This window comes from uncultured Psychromonas sp., assembly GCF_947489755.1.
Classification (GTDB): Bacteria; Pseudomonadota; Gammaproteobacteria; order Enterobacterales; family Psychromonadaceae; genus Psychromonas.
The window spans coordinates 67654-85119 of the sequence record NZ_CANLFB010000021.1; the positions used below are offsets into that span (position 1 = coordinate 67654).

The following is a 17466-nucleotide window of genomic DNA, read 5'->3' on the forward strand; positions in this document are numbered from 1 at the left end:
TCATTATAAAAGTAAAAATAAAGCCACCACAATAAAAATGACTAGCAAAGCAGTGACGATTTAAACATCGACAGCTAAACAAAACCACTTAAAGAAGGAAATACGATGTCTTCTACATTTTATGCACAAATCAAAACACAAATAGAAACAGTAAAGAGCGAAGGATTATATAAATCAGAACGTATTATTACTTCTGCGCAAAAAGCCGCTGTTTCAATCTCGACAGGGCAAGAAGTATTAAACTTTTGTGCCAATAACTACTTAGGTTTAGCCAATCACGAAACGCTGATTCAAGCAGCAAAAGATGGCATGGATCAACATGGTTTTGGGATGGCATCAGTCCGCTTCATTTGTGGTACACAAGATTCACATAAAATATTAGAGCAAAAGCTATCTACTTTTTTAGGTAAAGAAGACACCATTCTTTATACCTCGTGCTTTGATGCTAATACCGGTTTATTTGAAACTATTTTAGATAAAGAAGACGCGATTATTTCAGATGCATTAAACCATGCATCGATTATTGACGGTGTTCGTTTGTGTAAAGCCATGCGTTTTCGTTATGCCAACAATGACATGACAGAACTTGAACAACAATTGATTGCAGCGAAAGAAGCCGGTGCTCGTCATACCCTTATTGTCACCGATGGAGTGTTCTCAATGGATGGCGTGGTGGCTAACTTACCTGCCATTTGTGATTTAGCTGAACAATATGACGCACTAGTGATGGTTGATGATTCTCATGCCGTTGGCTTCATGGGCGAAAATGGCGCAGGCACACATGAATACCATGATGTGATTGATCGCATTGATATTATTACTGGCACCTTAGGTAAAGCAATGGGCGGCGCTTCTGGCGGTTATACTTCTGGTAAAAAAGAAGTTATTGATTGGTTACGTCAACGCTCTCGCCCGTACCTGTTTTCTAACTCGGTAGCACCTGCCATTGTTTCAGCGTCTATTCGAGTGTTGGATTTACTCGCTGAATCTGGACATTTACGCGCACAATTATGGGAAAACTCAACGCACTTTCGTACGCGTATGGAAGCAGCAGGCTTTACAATGGGAGGCGCAGATCATGCGATTATTCCTATTATGTTAGGCGATGCAAAAGTCGCTGCCGAGTTTGCTGAACGCGCATTAACATTGGGTATTTACGTAGTCGCATTCTCTTTCCCTGTAGTACCTAAAGGAAAAGCACGTATTCGCACACAAATGTCTGCGGCGCATTCGCGTGAACAACTTGATACGGCCATTGACGCCTTCATTAAAGTTGGGCAAGAGATGGAGTTAATTGATCATGAAAATTAAAGCGCTAGCTAAATTAAAGTCCGAACAAGGGCTGTGGATGACCCAAGTTGAAAAGCCTGAAGTGGGGCATAATGACTTGCTTATCCGCATTAAAAAAACAGCGATTTGTGGCACAGACATTCATATTTATAACTGGGATGAATGGGCACAGCAGACTATTCCCGTGCCTTTAGTGGTTGGTCACGAATACGTTGGTGAAGTGGTTGGCATGGGGCAAGAGGTTCGCGGTTTTAAACTTGGCGACCGTGTTTCTGGTGAAGGGCACATTACTTGTGGGCATTGCCGTAACTGTCGTTGTGGTCGCACGCACCTCTGTCGTAATACAAGTGGCGTTGGGGTTAACAGGACAGGTGCATTCTCTGAATTTTTAGTATTACCTGCATTTAATGCGTTTAAGATCCCAGATCAAATATCCGATGATCTTGCGGCTATTTTTGACCCTTTCGGTAATGCCGTTCATACCGCGTTATCTTTTGATTTGGTGGGAGAAGATGTTCTGATCACAGGTGCAGGGCCGATTGGTATAATGGCCGCGGCGGTTGCAAAACATGTTGGGGCACGTCATGTGGTGATCACTGATGTTAATGAATACCGGCTAGATCTCGCTAAAAAAGTGGGTGTTACGCGTGCCGTTAATATCAACAATGAAAAACTAGAAGAGGTGATAACTGAACTGGGTATGTCAGAAGGTTTTGATGTTGGTTTGGAAATGTCAGGCAACCCAACTGCGTTTAATAGCATGTTAAAAAATATGAACCATGGCGGTAAAGTCGCTCTATTAGGTATTCCACCTGCAGAGATGGCAGTGGATTGGAATCAGGTTATATTTAAAGGTTTAGTGATTAAAGGTATCTACGGTCGAGAGATGTTTGAAACGTGGTATAAAATGGCCAGCCTTATTCAATCGGGTTTAGATTTAACACCTATTATTACACATCACTTTAGTGTTGATGATTTCCAAAAAGGCTTCGATATGATGCGTTCTGGCAAGTCAGGAAAAGTCATTTTAGATTGGGAAAAATAATAGCTTTGACTGCTGGTGGCGGATTCGGCTGTTTTATATTAGTCACAAGTACCGACAGACTTTTGTTAGTCTAACGTATCGAAAACTAACGAACATTTATACCATTTCAAAACTAATCGAAATGGTATAAATACGTTACCAACTAACTTAACGAATAAAGCCTTAATGAATAAAGCTTTGCTGAATAAAGCAACTGGATTGGTAACAGGCATAGGCCCAAGTTTATGAGAAGATTAAACCGGGTTCATCAACATTACTCGTCGCGACTTTAAGTCGATCCGTTAGCTCTGTGTACTCTGAACTCAGAATGGTATCGACATAATGCCATTGGCTTTCCACTTTCTCTTGCGTGAAGGTGAGGGTTAAAAAACCTCTATCTTTAGCATTAGAATATTTAAGCCCATCAATCAAAGACACAAAACCATCCTCTGTGCTTTCGATTGCATCATCACTAATATTTAAATAATACTCAAGTCCAGGTGAAGAGATTGAAGCCGTAGCAAACTCAACGCCGACAATTTTATCATCGCTATTAGATAACTCATTTGCCCATGCATTATGGGTATCACCGGCTACAACAACTAAGTTTTTTGATGCGTCATTAAAAATAGCTAAGACTTTATCTCGCTCTGTCGCATATCCATCCCATGCATCTAAGTTATATGGCAGTTCAGGAAAAGATAATAAACTAAGTGAATCCGCAGTGAGTTTGTCTGCATTGGCGTCATAATAGGCTTGTTCATCGGCAGTTATAGTCGAGTCTTCAGCTTCGATGCGCACAGCGAGTAACGCTAATGGGCCTAATTCAGCATAATCAGTTGTACTCATCGCATTTAATGCAACGGCACCAGGTAATTTCATTTCACCCATTAGCACTTGTTGACCTAATAATTGCCAGCGACCACTATTGACGCTCACACTATCTTTAAGCCATTGTAATTGCTCTGCGCCGAGCATGGTTCTTTCAGTTTCATAAAGATCTTGGTTAAATGTTTCTTCATCAAATAAAACACTACCATCGAAATAATCAGCGTAGTCGAGCTGTTTTTCACGGGCTAAAACACGCGTATCTAGCATGTATAAATCAACAAGATCACCAAATGAAAACTGACGATAAATTTCTGCATAGTTGCCTTCATTCCAAGGGCGGATAGGTAACCATTCAAAGTAAGCTTGTAACGCAGCGAGTTTGCGATCTTCAAAACTACCTTCACCTTCATTATGATTGGCAGCACCATCACTCCAAGTATCATCAGCGACTTCATGGTCATCCCAAACGGTGATAAAAGGCACTTTACTGTGTAATAGTTGTAAATCAGGATCGGTATGGTATTGAGCATAGCGAGTGCGATAATCGCTTAAACTAAAGATCTCAGTTTCGGGTAATACTTGACGATCTATTTCCTCTGCATTATCACTGCCGTACTCGCCTCGACCGTACTCATAAATATAATCACCAATATGTAAAATGGCATCTAAATCATCTTGCTGTGCGGCTAAGTTATACACGTTAAAAAAGCCAGCTGGATAGTTTGCACAAGATAATACGGCTAACTTCACGGAGTCAGGTGAACCATCTGGTAAGGTTTTAGTGGTACCAATTGAAGACGTTACACCATTACTGATGAAACGATAATAATAAGTTGTGCCGGCAGAAAGACCGATAGCATCTACTTTAACGGTATAATCTCTTTCTGAGCTGGTGGTGGTATTGCCTGTATTTACTAATTGAGTAAATGCTTCGTCTGTTGCTATTTCCCAAGATACGGTTACCTCGCCATCACTACTGGGTGTAACACGAGTCCATAAAATAATGGCATCCGTTAAAGGATCGCCACTGGCAATACCATGATTGAAGCCAATATCATTGTTTGTTTGAGTATCGTCGTCATCACTCGCACAGCCCATTAAACCGTATGAAACAACCGCTGCACCTGCACCTTTCGCGGTTAATATTAAGAAATCACGACGAGAAATAAAACCTTTCATTCACTTTATCCTTCTGCGTTAAAAAATTTGCATTAAAATAGTCTAGAGTGAAGTTGTGACAACTAGATGATAAAATAGTTAGTTAATTGATCAATTAGTTATTGTTTTATATAAGAGTAAAATTTTTATAAGTGGTTAGCTCAAGTGAATTATCCTAAAAAATTCTTTTCCAATGCTAGAAAATAAATCTACTGTTGATGGTTGTGATGGTGATTATTTTTTGTATAAATCATTCGTCAGTTAAGTTTTCAAATAATCTATCGCAGCCTTTTTTTAGCTCGAGTAATTCTTCCAAAGGTAATTTAGCTTTGCATAACATTTGCTCAGGCACTGATTCAGCTTGTTTTTTCAAACTAATACCTTGTGCTGTTAAAAAGATCTCACGCACGCGCTCATCATCTTCACCACGTTGTCGTGTTAATACTTGCTTACTTTCAAGACGCTTTAATAAAGGCGTTAACGTGCCAGAGTCTAAATGTAATATCTGCCCAAGATCTTTTACATTAATACCGTTATTGCTCCAAAGCACAATCATCACTAGGTACTGAGGATAAGTTAAGTCAAGCGCTTTTAACATCGGGCGATACGCGCGAACAATAGCATTAGCTGTGCTGTATAAAGAGAAACAAAGTTGCTTTTCAATGGCTAAGTTAGAACCAGGTTCTACTATTGAACAGTTATTAGCTGAGCAATCATTAGTTGAACTATTACCAACTAAATTATCACCCACTTCTTCATTTTTACTCACTGTCAAAACCACCTTATCGTTACTCATATTCAATCCGTTAAATAATTACATTGTGCACAATATACTTGCATTATGGTTTCAATGCGAGATATACTTGCTACACAATTAAATTGTGCACAACTTAATTAGAATGATAATTATTTCGATGTGCCATATATGGGGTCATGTTAGATCCATATTGATCGTAGCGTAAAACTGAAGCGTATAGAGCCTATGTCGTATAAACAAAGCCGATTCAATGTATTCAAGTAAATCAGTTTCAGTAATACAAAATTTTTAATAAACGATGAATAGAATAAATCGTTTTACAGGAGTCATAAATGAATAATTTTAGTTACCACAACACGACCGCAATCCATTTTGGTCAAGGTCAAATTACAGCGATCACTGACAGTATTCCAAAAGACAAAAAAATATTAGTCACTTATGGTGGCGGTTCTATCAAGGGTAACGGCGTTTATGACCAAGTAGTCGCGGCACTTAGTGACCATAACTGGGATGAGTTTTCAGGTATTGAGCCAAACCCACAATACGATACATTAATGAAAGCGGTTGAACGCATTCGTGCAGAAGGTTTTGATTACTTATTAGCAGTAGGCGGTGGTTCTGTTGTTGATGGTACTAAATTCATTGCAGCCGCAGTGAACTTTGAAGGTGCCGAAGCGTGGGATATTCTTGCTAAACAAGGCAAAATTGAAACAGCATTGCCATTAGGTTGTATTTTGACATTACCTGCGACGGGGTCAGAAACAAACTCAGGCGCGGTTGTTACGCGTGGTAAAGAAAAATTAGCATTTGGTAATCCGCTTGTACGTCCTCAATTTGCAGTGCTGGACCCTCAAACAACATTAAGCTTGTCTGAACGCCAAACATCTAATGGTGTGGTTGATGCCTTTGTTCACGTAATGGAGCAATACCTAACCTATCCAGTTAACGCAAAAATCCAAGATCGTTTTGCAGAAGGTATCTTATTAACATTGGTTGAAGAAGGTCCAAAACTGATTGTTGATTTACAAGATATGGAAGCGCGTACCAACGTAATGTGGGCGGCGACTCAAGCATTAAGCGGTTTAATTGGTGTCGGTGTTCCTCAAGACTGGGCAACACACATGATTGGTCACGAACTAACAGGTAACTTTGGCGTAGACCACGGCCGTAGTTTAACCATCGTACTACCTGCGATTATGCAAGTATGTCGTGAAGAGAAAAAAGCAAAATTATTACAGTACGCTGAGCGTATTTGGAATATCACAGAAGGTTCTGATGATGCACGTATCGACGCAGCCATCGAGAAAACAAAAGCCTTTTTCTCTGCAATGAAAACACCTGTATCATTAAGCGAAATCGACTTAACACAAACAGATATTGATACTGCAATGGTAAGTTTAGAAGCGCACGGTATGACTAAACTTGGTGAAAACGGTTCGATTGATTTAGCACGTTCTCGTCAAATTTTAGAAACAGCACTTTAAGTTTTTTGATATCAAAGCCAGTAATAAGTTAGTAATGGCTTGATGTAATTAATTTGTAAGCAGAACAAACTTATCTAACGATATGTTAGATGATATAAACGCATGTCTAAGCAATTAGACATGCGTTTTTTTGTTTTTAGGTTATCCCCTGTGTCTGACTAAGTTTACTCTTAATCTATTTCTATTTTTATTTTCTCGCCTTTAAAATCAAAAGCCGATTAACCACGAAGGCACGAAGGGTGAAGAAGGTTAGGTCAAAAACAGTATTATTAATGAATATTGTGGGTTTTCTTCGTGTCCTTCGTGCAGCGTAGCGGCTTCGTGGTTACTTGTCGTCAGTGAATGTTTGGCTATTTCTTGTGCCAGGGGATTTATAAAAAGTACCAGTAAAGGACCTTGTCGTAGTTCGAAAACCAAAGGGATCAATATAGCGATCGCAATGCGTTTTTAACCAGACAAGGTTTCATCTCATTAAAGGACTTGTGGGTAAACATCGACTATTCATCATAAGATGAACCGCCCTGTGTGAAGCCGCATGCAGGGTGGTGTGGGGCTGGAGGGTAGATACCTCTGGCTACCCGATTAGAGGGCTGGTACCAAATCTCAACTAATTGGATATGCCTTCCCTAGTTTTTTAGATGAAAGAGAGAATAATTTTTCACTAGGTACTCCAAGATTCATTAACTTATCATGTGTATCTGATACTCCATCATTCTCTTCACCTTTATGATTCCAATTCCTCCACACTGCATCTGGATAAGCATTTAAAATGCACTTAAAATATGGAATGTCGATATTATTAATAGAGTGACCAAGCACAATTATTTTTGTTACATCACCATATTTCTCTAGCTGTTCTCTATTATTTTCAAGTATTTCATTGACTGGCTTATGAAATTTATCGGTTACAGATGCAATTGTTTGATATGACTCTTCAAACCAAGGTTCATCATAATTTGATCCCATAGACTGAGATTGATTACCATTTCCTTTTCCGTGTCCAAAGATCACATTCCATCTAGCTTTTCCATGAATATGTAATACATCTCCATCTGGTACTGAATACACATCTTGAAGGGTAGATGTATAATTAAAATTTATAAATTTAAACCCCCTCGGAAACTCCATAAACTTATTGGCTTTCTTTACATCTATTGCTCTAATCCAAGTTGTAAATGCAATTTGTATATCATCTACTAATTCATCAGTTTTTTGGAATATTTCGTCATTATAGCCGTTCACGTATTTCGATGACTCGATCATGTCATCCATACTGGGTTCAAATACAGAATTCTCTCTGAAATTATCCTCGTCAAAGAGTCCTAAGTTTTCTTCGAAATTTGACCATTCTTGATCATCAAAAAATTCAGGAAAATGCATAAAGTATTCATCGAGTTGATCATTATATTGCTTATGAAAATACCAATAACTTGTATGTAGGCCATTTTGTATATCAAATCCATTGCCGACGATAACTAAAGTTGCCAATCTAAGCTCTCTCTATATTAAAAATATGTAAATAACAAAATATGGATATTTGGAGAGTCGCATAAATATGTAGCCCCCTCTAACGAGGCTGTAGAATTTCTCTATTTCAGGAAAAAAACAGCTATTTTTAAAATTTAATAACCAATTAAAACAACATGTTATAAAGTTAATTTTTGCTCTGAATTGTAAAAGTCGAGTTATTCTACAGCCTCAACGCCACAATAAGCGGACTAAAATGGTGGGTTAAACGTATAACGAAGATAAACGTAACCCGCTGTTTTAGTTGCGTTTAATTTCCTTGTTATGTTTTTCTACAACATATTTGAGTTCATTAGGTCGCGACAAATAGCTTTAAGTTTTAAAGATGCTTTATCGATATGATCTCTAGACTTTTTAACTACTTCTTCACCACTGACCTCTTTCCTAGCAAATTGTCCACTTGTGGCGGCCCAAAATGCAGGCATCTTTGATATACAATATTCTTTAGGCTCGAATTCAACTTCCGGAAAATATAAGCCACATAACATTTCGATTTTAGATATTGAAGCTTCCCTTTTATAGTAAGTGGCCTCATTGTATCTATGATAACCAGTTTCATGCTCTCTATATGTACTTTTTTGAATATCAGTAATGAGAGCATCACAAGTCTCTAAATATTCTACAACCGCTAAGTAGAGCTCTTCTATTTTTTCTACATACACCTTTTTCCGTTCTCTGGTATTCGTTAATTTTTGATTTAACAACAGAACAGATATGGCAACACATGTAGATACAAGTATTGAAATGAACTGTGATTTCCCAGTAGGGGTACTAAATGCATCTAACAACCACTCGTACAAAATTTACACTCCCCAAAAAAACATAACGCCACGTTGAGCGGACAAAGTTGTAGGTTGTAATGTGGAGAGAGGCGGAACGTAACCCACTGTTTTTATTTAGTTTAAATGCCTTGTTATGCGTGTTTCGCACTGATCACACCATCGATAAAATACTTTGAAGTTTTATAGATTCTTTGTGCTTTTCTATCATTTGTTAAGAAACCATCAAAGTAAGTCGCATAACCTGCAATTTGCATATCAAGAATATCATTAAGTAATTTTTTGGGCTTCATATTCTCTAACCCTCCAGATAAAAACAAATCTTGAATTAAAAAGTACTGGCACACGCCAACCCTAAATAGGTATGAGTTGTAAAAGATTTCGTGATTATTACGCTTTTTGAAGTCAACAACATTTGAAAACAAATACCACGTCATATCTAACAGCCGATCCATTATTAATTTCAACGCCTCAGGCTCGAATGGCGGATCTTTCCTTAGTAATTTTCGTTGCTCTTTCGTTAATTCTGAAAAGTAATTTATAATATACTCATTCATTTGTTCGATAGCTTGTTGTATTTGAGCTAATTCATTTATAGAATCTTGTTTCATTAGCTTATTTTGATTATGAAAATAGTCATCTCGTCGATGTAAATTGTGGATTTGCTTGCAACGCTTTCTAAACCTTTTTGTATCATTTTCGTCAATCAATCGTTTTTGTAACCCTTTTGATTTAAGTGATTGTCTCATGATCTTTTGGCTTCGTTTTAAAACATGTACTTGATTAGGAAAGCGAGAGATTGCTTCAAAAGACTTAACCATATCGCTACGTAAAGCTTCTAAAGAAACTTGATCGCAAAGTAAAACTTCATTGACAGGATTTAATAAGATCTTTACCAACTCTTCTGATTGTAAAAAATTTGAATCAACAATATATCTCATTAAAGCCCACTCTCCTTGAACATATTATACTCCGACACTGCTATTAATTTAGTTATTACGCATAAAGCTTTATTAACTCACAAAATGTCATTTTAACGGTGGAAATACGACAGAGTTAATGATTAAAATATTATTATTACCTTACGTTGGTTTGTCGATAAAACAAAGAGATATAGCTCACTTGTGAAGTTTTAATCATCTAAAAGCGTAGGGCGTTGCAATATTTGTGGTGGAAATACTGCAGGTAAGAGAGATATGGACTTATTGATTATTTGAAAGTATCAACTCAATTAAAGTCAGGTGAATTTAATACTTCAAATTACAGACATAAAAAAACCTAGCAGTGCTAGGTTTTTACTATTCTACAATTTAAAAAATTATCTTAAAAGATAGCTCAATCCTAGAACGGAATATCATCATCAAAATCCATTGATGGCTCATTAAATGATGCTGGCGCTTGTTGCGGTTTTGCCTGTGGTGCTGGAGCAGGAGCCGGACGTTGCGGTGCAGCAGGTGCTGGCGCAGGTCGTTGCTGTGCAGGTGTTGGCTGTGGCGCTTGTTGTGGCTGATAAGCTGGTGCCATTTGAGGAGCCGCTTGATGTGCCGGTGGCTGTTGCGGAGCATTACCCCAAGACTGTGCTGGTGCAGCAGCTTGTTGTGGTGCGCCCTGATAACCGCCTGCTTGTTGTCCACCTTGGTAAGGTTGACCTTGGCCTGCATTTTGAGTACGCGCATCTAGCATTTGAATGTCGTTAGCAATGATTTCAGTTTTGTAACGATCTTGACCGTCCTGACCTTGCCATTTGTTGGTTTGCAATTTACCTTCAACGTAAACTTTTGCACCCTTTTTAAGGTACTGCCCAACCATTTCGCCAAACTTACCGAATACAACAATGTTGTGCCATTCAGATTTGTTTTCGTATTCGCCTGTTTGCTTGTTTTTCCAGCTTTCAGTGGTTGCGATAGAGAAGTTCGCAACAGCGCCACCGTTTTGGGTATAACGCATTTCAGGATCTTTGCCTAGGTTACCTACTAGGACTACTTTGTTTACACTACGGTTAAACATATTCTTGCTCCGCTATTTCGACTTATTTAAAGTATTTGTTAGTGCTAGTTAGTTAACTACCACTTAAAATTTATTGCGCTTTTTCTTACTTAACTGTTAGTTAAATCGTTACTTAACGAATGACTTAGCTAATCACTTAACTAATCAATTAACTCATCAATTAAAAGAAGGATTTAAGTTGTGAATGAGACTATGACTTAAAAATTGAGTATTAGTTTTGCTATAAACAGTATTTTTGCTAGTCGCCATAATTACATTTAATGCGCATTTCTAATGCAATTAGTTAATCAATTAACTGCTGCTTACTTTTATCTTGTTAATAAACGTGCAAATACGGTTATTAGTTAAGTTATGTCTATTAATGATTAACAAAATACACATGATCACTAACTTTATTAAGCATAAAAATAAGCAAATATTATTGCCTAGTTTATAGGATCTTGCCCCTACAATACCACCCATAAATATCTTAAAAATTGATATGTGGCGTATAACTTGGTGACGGTGCCCCACACAGCAACAAGTGAGCGCGTTAAATTAGTTTTTAAAATAGTTTTCTGAAGATTATGACGGTAAAAGTGTGGACAAAAATAAGCGCTCAACAAGATCAAGACTGTTACTGTTGTCTGCATACTAAGTTAAAGAAATAGCGTTTACCTTATGACACGACAGCCATTCATCGTATTATCTGTTTTGCGTAATTTTTCACGCAACTTTCCCATGATTTTTCGTGTGACTTTTCGTGCGATTATTCGCGCAATGAGGGCTTAAAGACTTTATACTGCCTTTGTTTATTTTTACTATATTTGGAGTTTTTTGTGCTGAGTTATCGTCATTCATACCATGCTGGGAATTTTGCAGATGTGTTAAAGCATACTGTATTAGCCTCTATCCTTGATTACTTGTTACAAAAAGATAAAGCTTTTTGTTATTTGGATACTCATTCTGGCTGTGGTGCTTTTCAATTAGATTCAGCTCAATCACTTAAAACAGGTGAATTTAACAATGGGATTGGTGCGTTATGGGGGCTTAAAAACTTACCTGTGCCCGTTTCACGTTATTTAGATCAGGTTAAAGCGTTCAATGGTGAAGGTGCGTTATTGTCATATCCTGGTTCTCCGATGATTTGTAATCAAATGCGTCGTGATGAAGATCGTATGTTTTTATTTGAATTACACCCGAATGAATTTACTAACATGCGTGGTAATTTTTCTGGTGATCGCCGCATTAAAATGGCGAATAGCGATGGCTTACAAGGTTTGATTGCGACTATGCCGCCTAAAGAACGTCGTGGTTTAGTGCTGGTTGATCCGTCTTATGAAATTAAAACAGAGTATGACGAAGTGGTTGAGAAGTTAATTGCTGCGCACCGTCGTTTTGCGACAGGAACTTATGCGTTATGGTATCCCGTTGTTAAACGCACACTGATCAACAAAATGGAAAGAGCGTTAAAGTCGTCAGGCATTAAAAATATTCTGTTATTTGAATTGGGTATTGAAGCTGATAAAGAAGAGCGCGGTATGACGTCAAGCGGTATGATTGTGATTAACCCGCCATGGACGTTACAAAAAGAGATGCAACATAGTTTGCCATTTTTAGCTGAAGCGTTAGGTATTGACGGTGAAGGTTTCTATCGTATTGAAACGTTAGTCGCTGAATAAACGTTTTTAAGTTTTGGCTAGTGGTCAGTGGTATCGCTAGTCAATTAACTTTTTTCTTCAACAGTAATCCCTCAATCATTCATCTCTTGGTTAACCCATTTCCCATATTTTATGTCTACATCTTATGTCAGTAAAATACGATCTTTGAATCAATATAAACTCAACAAACTATTCGTCTTGAATCACCTTTGATTCGTTACGTAAGAGGTTTAACCGTAAATTGCCGATTCGCTTATTCAGATAGGTTATATTGAGTAATAAATAATTGCTATGACGGCATTTATCGCTACTTTCACCAGCACCGTCTGCATGATATATTAGCCTCCATTTATTTTTTATCTATTTAGCGCTTAAAGACTCATTTTTTAAGAATACCTAAATTGACACTTTTACATGGAATAAGTCATGACTAAATCGACCGCTGATATTCGCCAAGGATTTATGGATTTCTTTGGTAAGAAAGGGCATCAGACTGTGAGCAGTAGTTCACTAGTCCCTGAGAATGACCCTACTTTGTTATTTACTAATGCAGGTATGAACCAATTTAAAGATACCTTTTTAGGCACTGAAAAAAGAGCTTATACACGTGCAACGTCAAGCCAACGTTGTGTGCGTGCTGGTGGTAAACACAACGATCTAGATAACGTTGGTTACACGGCTCGTCATCATACTTTCTTTGAAATGTTAGGTAACTTTAGTTTTGGTGATTACTTCAAAGAAGAAGCGATTTGTTTTGCGTGGGAATACTTAACTGACGTTCTGCAAATACCAAAAGAAAAACTGCTTGTGACTATTTACGAAAGTGATGACGAAGCATTCTCATTATGGGCTGATAAAATCGGCGTACCAGAAGATAAAATTATCCGTATTGGCGATAAATCAGCTGATAAAAAATACGAGTCTGATAATTTCTGGTCAATGGGTGATACGGGTCCTTGTGGTCCTTGTTCTGAAATTTTCTACGATCACGGTGAGCACATTTGGGGTGGTCCTCCTGGCACACCTGAAGAAGATGGCGATCGTTTCATTGAAATTTGGAACATCGTTTTCATGCAGTTTAACCGTAGTGCTGATGGCACAATGGAAAATCTACCTAACCCATCTATCGATACGGGTATGGGCTTAGAGCGTATTTCTGCGATTATTCAAAACGGTCACTCAAACTACGATATCGACCTATTCCAAGGCTTGATTCAAAAAGTAGCTGACGTAACAGGCGCACAAGATTTACAAGATAAATCATTACGCGTCGTAGCCGACCATATTCGTTCATGTGGTTTCTTGATCTGTGATGGAGTTATGCCGTCAAACGAAGGACGTGGTTATGTGCTACGTCGTATTATTCGTCGTGCAGTCCGTCACGGTCATAAACTAGGTGCAAAAGACGTATTCTTTTACCGTGTTTATGAAGAGCTCGTTAAACAAATGGGCGATGCTTACCCAGAACTAGGTCAACAACGTGAATTCGTTGAAAAGATCTTACGTTTAGAAGAAGAGCAGTTTGGTAAAACGCTAGAGCGTGGCTTACAAATTTTAGATAACGAACTAGATGCATTAAAAGGCAATGTTATTCCTGGTGACGTTGTATTTAAACTTTACGATACTTACGGTTTCCCTGCTGATTTAACAGCAGATATTGCGCGTGAACGTGAATTAACCATCGATGAAGATGGTTTTGATTCGGCAATGTCAGAGCAACGTAAACGTGCTCAAGCAGCGAATAACTTCGGTAAAGATTATAACGATGTCTTAAAAATTGAAGGTAAAACTGAGTTTATTGGTTATCAAGCATTGGTAGGATCTTCTACGGTGACGACGTTAATCAAAGAAGGGCAGTTTGTTGATAGTTTAGTAGAAGGCGATAACGCACAAATCGTGCTAGCTAAAACACCATTTTACGCAGAGTCAGGCGGCCAAGTCGGTGACGCTGGTGTGCTTAAGTTTAGTAACGGTATTTTTGTTGTTACTGATACTAAAAAATCAGGTGATGCTTTCTTACATATTGGTTATGTGAGTATGGGATCTATCAAAGCAAATGAGTCTGTTGAAGCTGAAGTCGATGCTGAACGTCGTAAATCAATTGCATTACATCATTCTGCAACGCATTTATTACACGAAGCATTACGCCAAGTGTTAGGTGAGCATGTGACTCAAAAAGGGTCGTTATGTGATGATGAGAAACTACGTTTTGATTTTTCTCACTTTGAAGCGGTATCTACTGAAGCACTTAATAAAGTGACTTATATGGTGAATCAAGCCATTCGTAACAACTATGAAGTTGTTACTAAGCTGATGGACATTGAAGAAGCGAAGAACCAAGGTGCAATGGCATTATTTGGTGAGAAATACGGCGATATGGTACGTGTTGTACAAATGGGTGACTTCTCTACTGAACTATGTGGTGGTACTCACGTACAACGTACTGGTGATATGGGGTTATTCATTATCACTTCTGAAGCTGGTACGGCTGCTGGTGTACGTCGTATTGAAGCGGCTGCGGGTGATGCGGCTGGTAATATATTGCAAAACTTACGTGAGCAATTCAATAAAGCCTGTGATCTTGTTAAAGGGGATTCATTCACGTTAGGTGAGAAAATCCTTCAAACACTAGAGCGTAATAAAGCGCTTGAGAAAGAGTTGGCGCAACTTAAAGCCAAAGCGGCAAGTGAAGCGGGTTCAAACTTGACTGAGCAAGCTGTCGATATCAACGGCGTTAAAGTCGTTGTTGCTTACATGGAAGGCATTGACCCTAAAACGTTACGTAATAGCGTCGATGAAATGAAGAACAAGCTACAATCAGGCATCGTGGTATTGGCAACAACGGTTGGCGATGACAAGGTTAGTTTGATTGCAGGTGTAACAAAAGACTTAACTAAAAAAGTCAAAGCAGGTGATTTAGTGAATGTTGTTGCTATCCCTGTTGGCGGAAAAGGTGGCGGTCGTCCAGATATGGCGATGGCTGGCGGAAACAATCCTGCTGCATTAAAAGATGCGCTTGCATTGGTAACTCCTTGGTTAACTGAACGTTTATAAAAATTAGGGGTCTATACCTTGGTTGTGTAGAAAGGAAAAGAAATGGCATTACTAGTTCAAAAATATGGTGGTACTTCCGTTGGAAATGTGGAACGTATCAAAGCCGTCGCAGAGAAAGTTAAAGCGACGAAAGAAGCAGGTCATGATGTCGTGGTTGTTTTATCGGCTATGTCTGGTGAGACCAATCGTTTAATCGCGCTAGCGAAAGAGTTTAACGATACACCCACTGCACGTGAGATGGATGTATTGTTGACCACTGGTGAGCAAACGACTATCGCTTTGCTGTCTATGGCGCTTCACAATATTGGTGTTGATGCTGTTTCAATGACCGGCGATCAAATTCGTTTAAAAACCGACTCTAACCACGCTAAAGCACGTATTTTAAATGTAGAAACTGAGAACCTTCAGAAGCATATAAAAGAAGGGCGCGTCGTGGTTGTTGCTGGTTTCCAAGGTCGTAGTGAAAGTAATAACATTACGACACTAGGACGTGGCGGCAGTGATACTTCTGCTGTTGCTATCGCAGCTGCATTAAAAGCTGACGAATGCCAAATCTATACGGATGTTGATGGTGTCTATACTACTGATCCTCGTGTTGAGCCTAATGCACGTCGCCTTGACAGTATTACGTTTGAAGAAATGCTTGAAATGGCGAGTTTAGGCGCGAAAGTGTTACAAATTCGCTCAGTAGAATTTGCAGGAAAATACAACGTGCCACTACGTGTACTTTCTAGTTTTAAAGATGGTGGTGGTACGTTAATTAGTTATGAGGAAAATAAAATGGAATCTCCTGTTATCTCTGGTATCGCATTTAATCGTGATGAAGCGCGTTTAACTTTATCTGGTGTTCCTGATCAACCAACGGTTGCTGCTCAAATCCTTTCTCCTATTGGTGCCGCCAATATTGATGTTGATATGATCGTGCAAAATACACTGGGTGACGGTAAAACAGATTTTACTTTTACAGTACATCGTGACGACTATGATCAAGCAACAAAATTATTAAATGTTGTTTGTGAAAAGCTACAAGCGAATTCGGTACAAGGTAATAATGAGATTGCAAAAGTATCTATTGTCGGTGTCGGTATGTGGAATCATCCTGGTGTTGCGCAAAAAATGTTTGAAACATTGGGTGCGGAAGGGATTAACATGCATCAAATTGCTACTTCTGAAATCAAAATTTCAGTATTAGTAGATAGTAAGTATTTAGAATTAGCTGTACGTGCTTTACATAAAGCATTTGAGCTAGAAACAGAACCAACGCAAGAAAAATAGAATTGGTGCTATATACACAGTAAATAAAAGATGTATTTACTGTGTAATGAGCCATACTCATCATCTCGATATAATTAGAATAATTTAGGAGCAGTATATATGTTAATTTTAACACGCCGTGTAGGCGAAACTCTTATGATTGGTGACAACGTGACTGTTACTGTATTAGGCGTTAAAGGTAATCAAGTACGTGTAGGCGTTAATGCTCCAAAAGATGTGTCTGTGCATCGTGAAGAGATTTATATGCGTATTCAAGCAGAAAAGAATGCCGCTAGTTGATACTAGTCATTCTTAAAGAAAGAGCCTAAGGGCTCTTTTTTTATGTCTGAAATTTGTGCAATGTAGATGAAATTTAAGCAGGTTGTTCGAATAGCGAGCAAACGGAAAGTTTTCTTTTAAAAAGTGTTTGACTTGTTTTCAGAAGACAGTAATATGTGCGCCAACAAGACGACGGTGGGGTGGCCGAGTGGCCGAAGGCGCTCCCCTGCTAAGGGAGTAACGGGTTTATAGCCTGTTCGAGGGTTCGAATCCCTCCTCCACCGCCATTCTTGTAGATTCTTAAAGCGGGTGTAGCTCAGCTGGATAGAGTACCTGGCTACGAACCAGGCGGTCAGGGGTTCGAATCCCTTCACCCGCACCA

13 protein-coding genes and 2 tRNA genes are annotated in these 17466 nt (G+C 38.6%); 9 read left to right on the forward strand and 6 right to left on the reverse strand.

Annotated elements, in window-relative coordinates:
* Positions 1-105: 105 nt before the first annotated feature.
* Complete coding sequence (locus Q0794_RS12720) at positions 106-1311, forward strand: glycine C-acetyltransferase (RefSeq protein ID WP_298942448.1); 1206 nt, start codon at positions 106-108, stop codon at positions 1309-1311.
* The gene (gene tdh / locus Q0794_RS12725) at positions 1301-2335 is read left to right on the forward strand and encodes an L-threonine 3-dehydrogenase (protein ID WP_298942450.1); all 1035 of its coding nucleotides are present in this window, start codon (positions 1301-1303) and stop codon (positions 2333-2335) included. Before Q0794_RS12720 ends, tdh begins: the two co-directional genes overlap by 11 nt.
* Positions 2336-2557: 222 nt before the next feature.
* Here tdh and Q0794_RS12730 read toward each other — a convergent pair whose 3' ends face one another.
* Both Q0794_RS12730 and Q0794_RS12735 read right to left on the reverse strand, forming a co-directional pair.
* Complete coding sequence (locus Q0794_RS12730; RefSeq protein WP_298942452.1) at positions 2558-4324, reverse strand: alkaline phosphatase D family protein; 1767 nt, start codon at positions 4322-4324, stop codon at positions 2558-2560.
* 229 nt (positions 4325-4553) lie between these two features.
* Complete coding sequence (locus Q0794_RS12735) at positions 4554-5099, reverse strand: MarR family transcriptional regulator (protein WP_298942454.1); 546 nt, start codon at positions 5097-5099, stop codon at positions 4554-4556.
* Positions 5100-5392: 293 nt separating this feature from the next.
* On the opposite strand from Q0794_RS12735, the gene Q0794_RS12740 reads away from it, so the two are divergent.
* Positions 5393-6544, forward strand: coding sequence for an iron-containing alcohol dehydrogenase (locus Q0794_RS12740; RefSeq protein ID WP_298942456.1), 1152 nt, complete (start codon positions 5393-5395; stop codon positions 6542-6544).
* A gap of 603 nt (positions 6545-7147) precedes the next feature.
* Here Q0794_RS12740 and Q0794_RS12745 read toward each other — a convergent pair.
* The 4 genes from Q0794_RS12745 to ssb form a co-directional block, all read right to left on the reverse strand.
* Entirely contained in the window at positions 7148-8032 is an 885-nt protein-coding gene (locus tag Q0794_RS12745) for a bacteriophage abortive infection AbiH family protein (protein ID WP_298942458.1), read from the reverse strand.
* A gap of 311 nt (positions 8033-8343) precedes the next feature.
* The gene (locus tag Q0794_RS12750; protein ID WP_298942460.1) at positions 8344-8733 is read right to left on the reverse strand and encodes a hypothetical protein; all 390 of its coding nucleotides are present in this window, start codon (positions 8731-8733) and stop codon (positions 8344-8346) included.
* Between the two features lie 251 nt (positions 8734-8984).
* Positions 8985-9791 carry a hypothetical protein gene (locus tag Q0794_RS12755; protein WP_298942462.1) on the reverse strand — a complete coding sequence of 269 codons (807 nt, stop codon included), beginning with the start codon at positions 9789-9791 and terminating at the stop codon, positions 8985-8987.
* 400 nt (positions 9792-10191) lie between these two features.
* On the reverse strand, positions 10192-10857 hold the full coding sequence (gene ssb / locus Q0794_RS12760) for a single-stranded DNA-binding protein (protein ID WP_298942464.1): 666 nt from the start codon (positions 10855-10857) through the stop codon (positions 10192-10194).
* A gap of 818 nt (positions 10858-11675) precedes the next feature.
* On the opposite strand from ssb, the gene rlmJ reads away from it, so the two are divergent.
* The 6 genes from rlmJ (at position 11676) to Q0794_RS12790 (ending at position 17466) form a co-directional block, all read left to right on the forward strand.
* Positions 11676-12518, forward strand: coding sequence for a 23S rRNA (adenine(2030)-N(6))-methyltransferase RlmJ (gene rlmJ, locus Q0794_RS12765; RefSeq protein WP_298942466.1), 843 nt, complete (start codon positions 11676-11678; stop codon positions 12516-12518).
* A gap of 405 nt (positions 12519-12923) precedes the next feature.
* Positions 12924-15551 (forward strand): alanine--tRNA ligase, encoded by a 2628-nt coding sequence (gene alaS, locus Q0794_RS12770; protein WP_298942468.1) that lies wholly within the window; start codon positions 12924-12926, stop codon positions 15549-15551.
* Between the two features lie 42 nt (positions 15552-15593).
* Positions 15594-16826 carry an aspartate kinase gene (locus Q0794_RS12775; protein ID WP_298942469.1) on the forward strand — a complete coding sequence of 411 codons (1233 nt, stop codon included), beginning with the start codon at positions 15594-15596 and terminating at the stop codon, positions 16824-16826.
* Between the two features lie 99 nt (positions 16827-16925).
* Positions 16926-17105: a carbon storage regulator CsrA gene (csrA, locus tag Q0794_RS12780; RefSeq protein ID WP_025566169.1), complete on the forward strand. Its 180-nt coding sequence runs from the start codon at positions 16926-16928 to the stop codon at positions 17103-17105.
* 173 nt (positions 17106-17278) lie between these two features.
* Positions 17279-17371: transfer RNA gene (locus Q0794_RS12785), tRNA-Ser, on the forward strand.
* 18 nt (positions 17372-17389) lie between these two features.
* Positions 17390-17466: transfer RNA gene (locus Q0794_RS12790), tRNA-Arg, on the forward strand.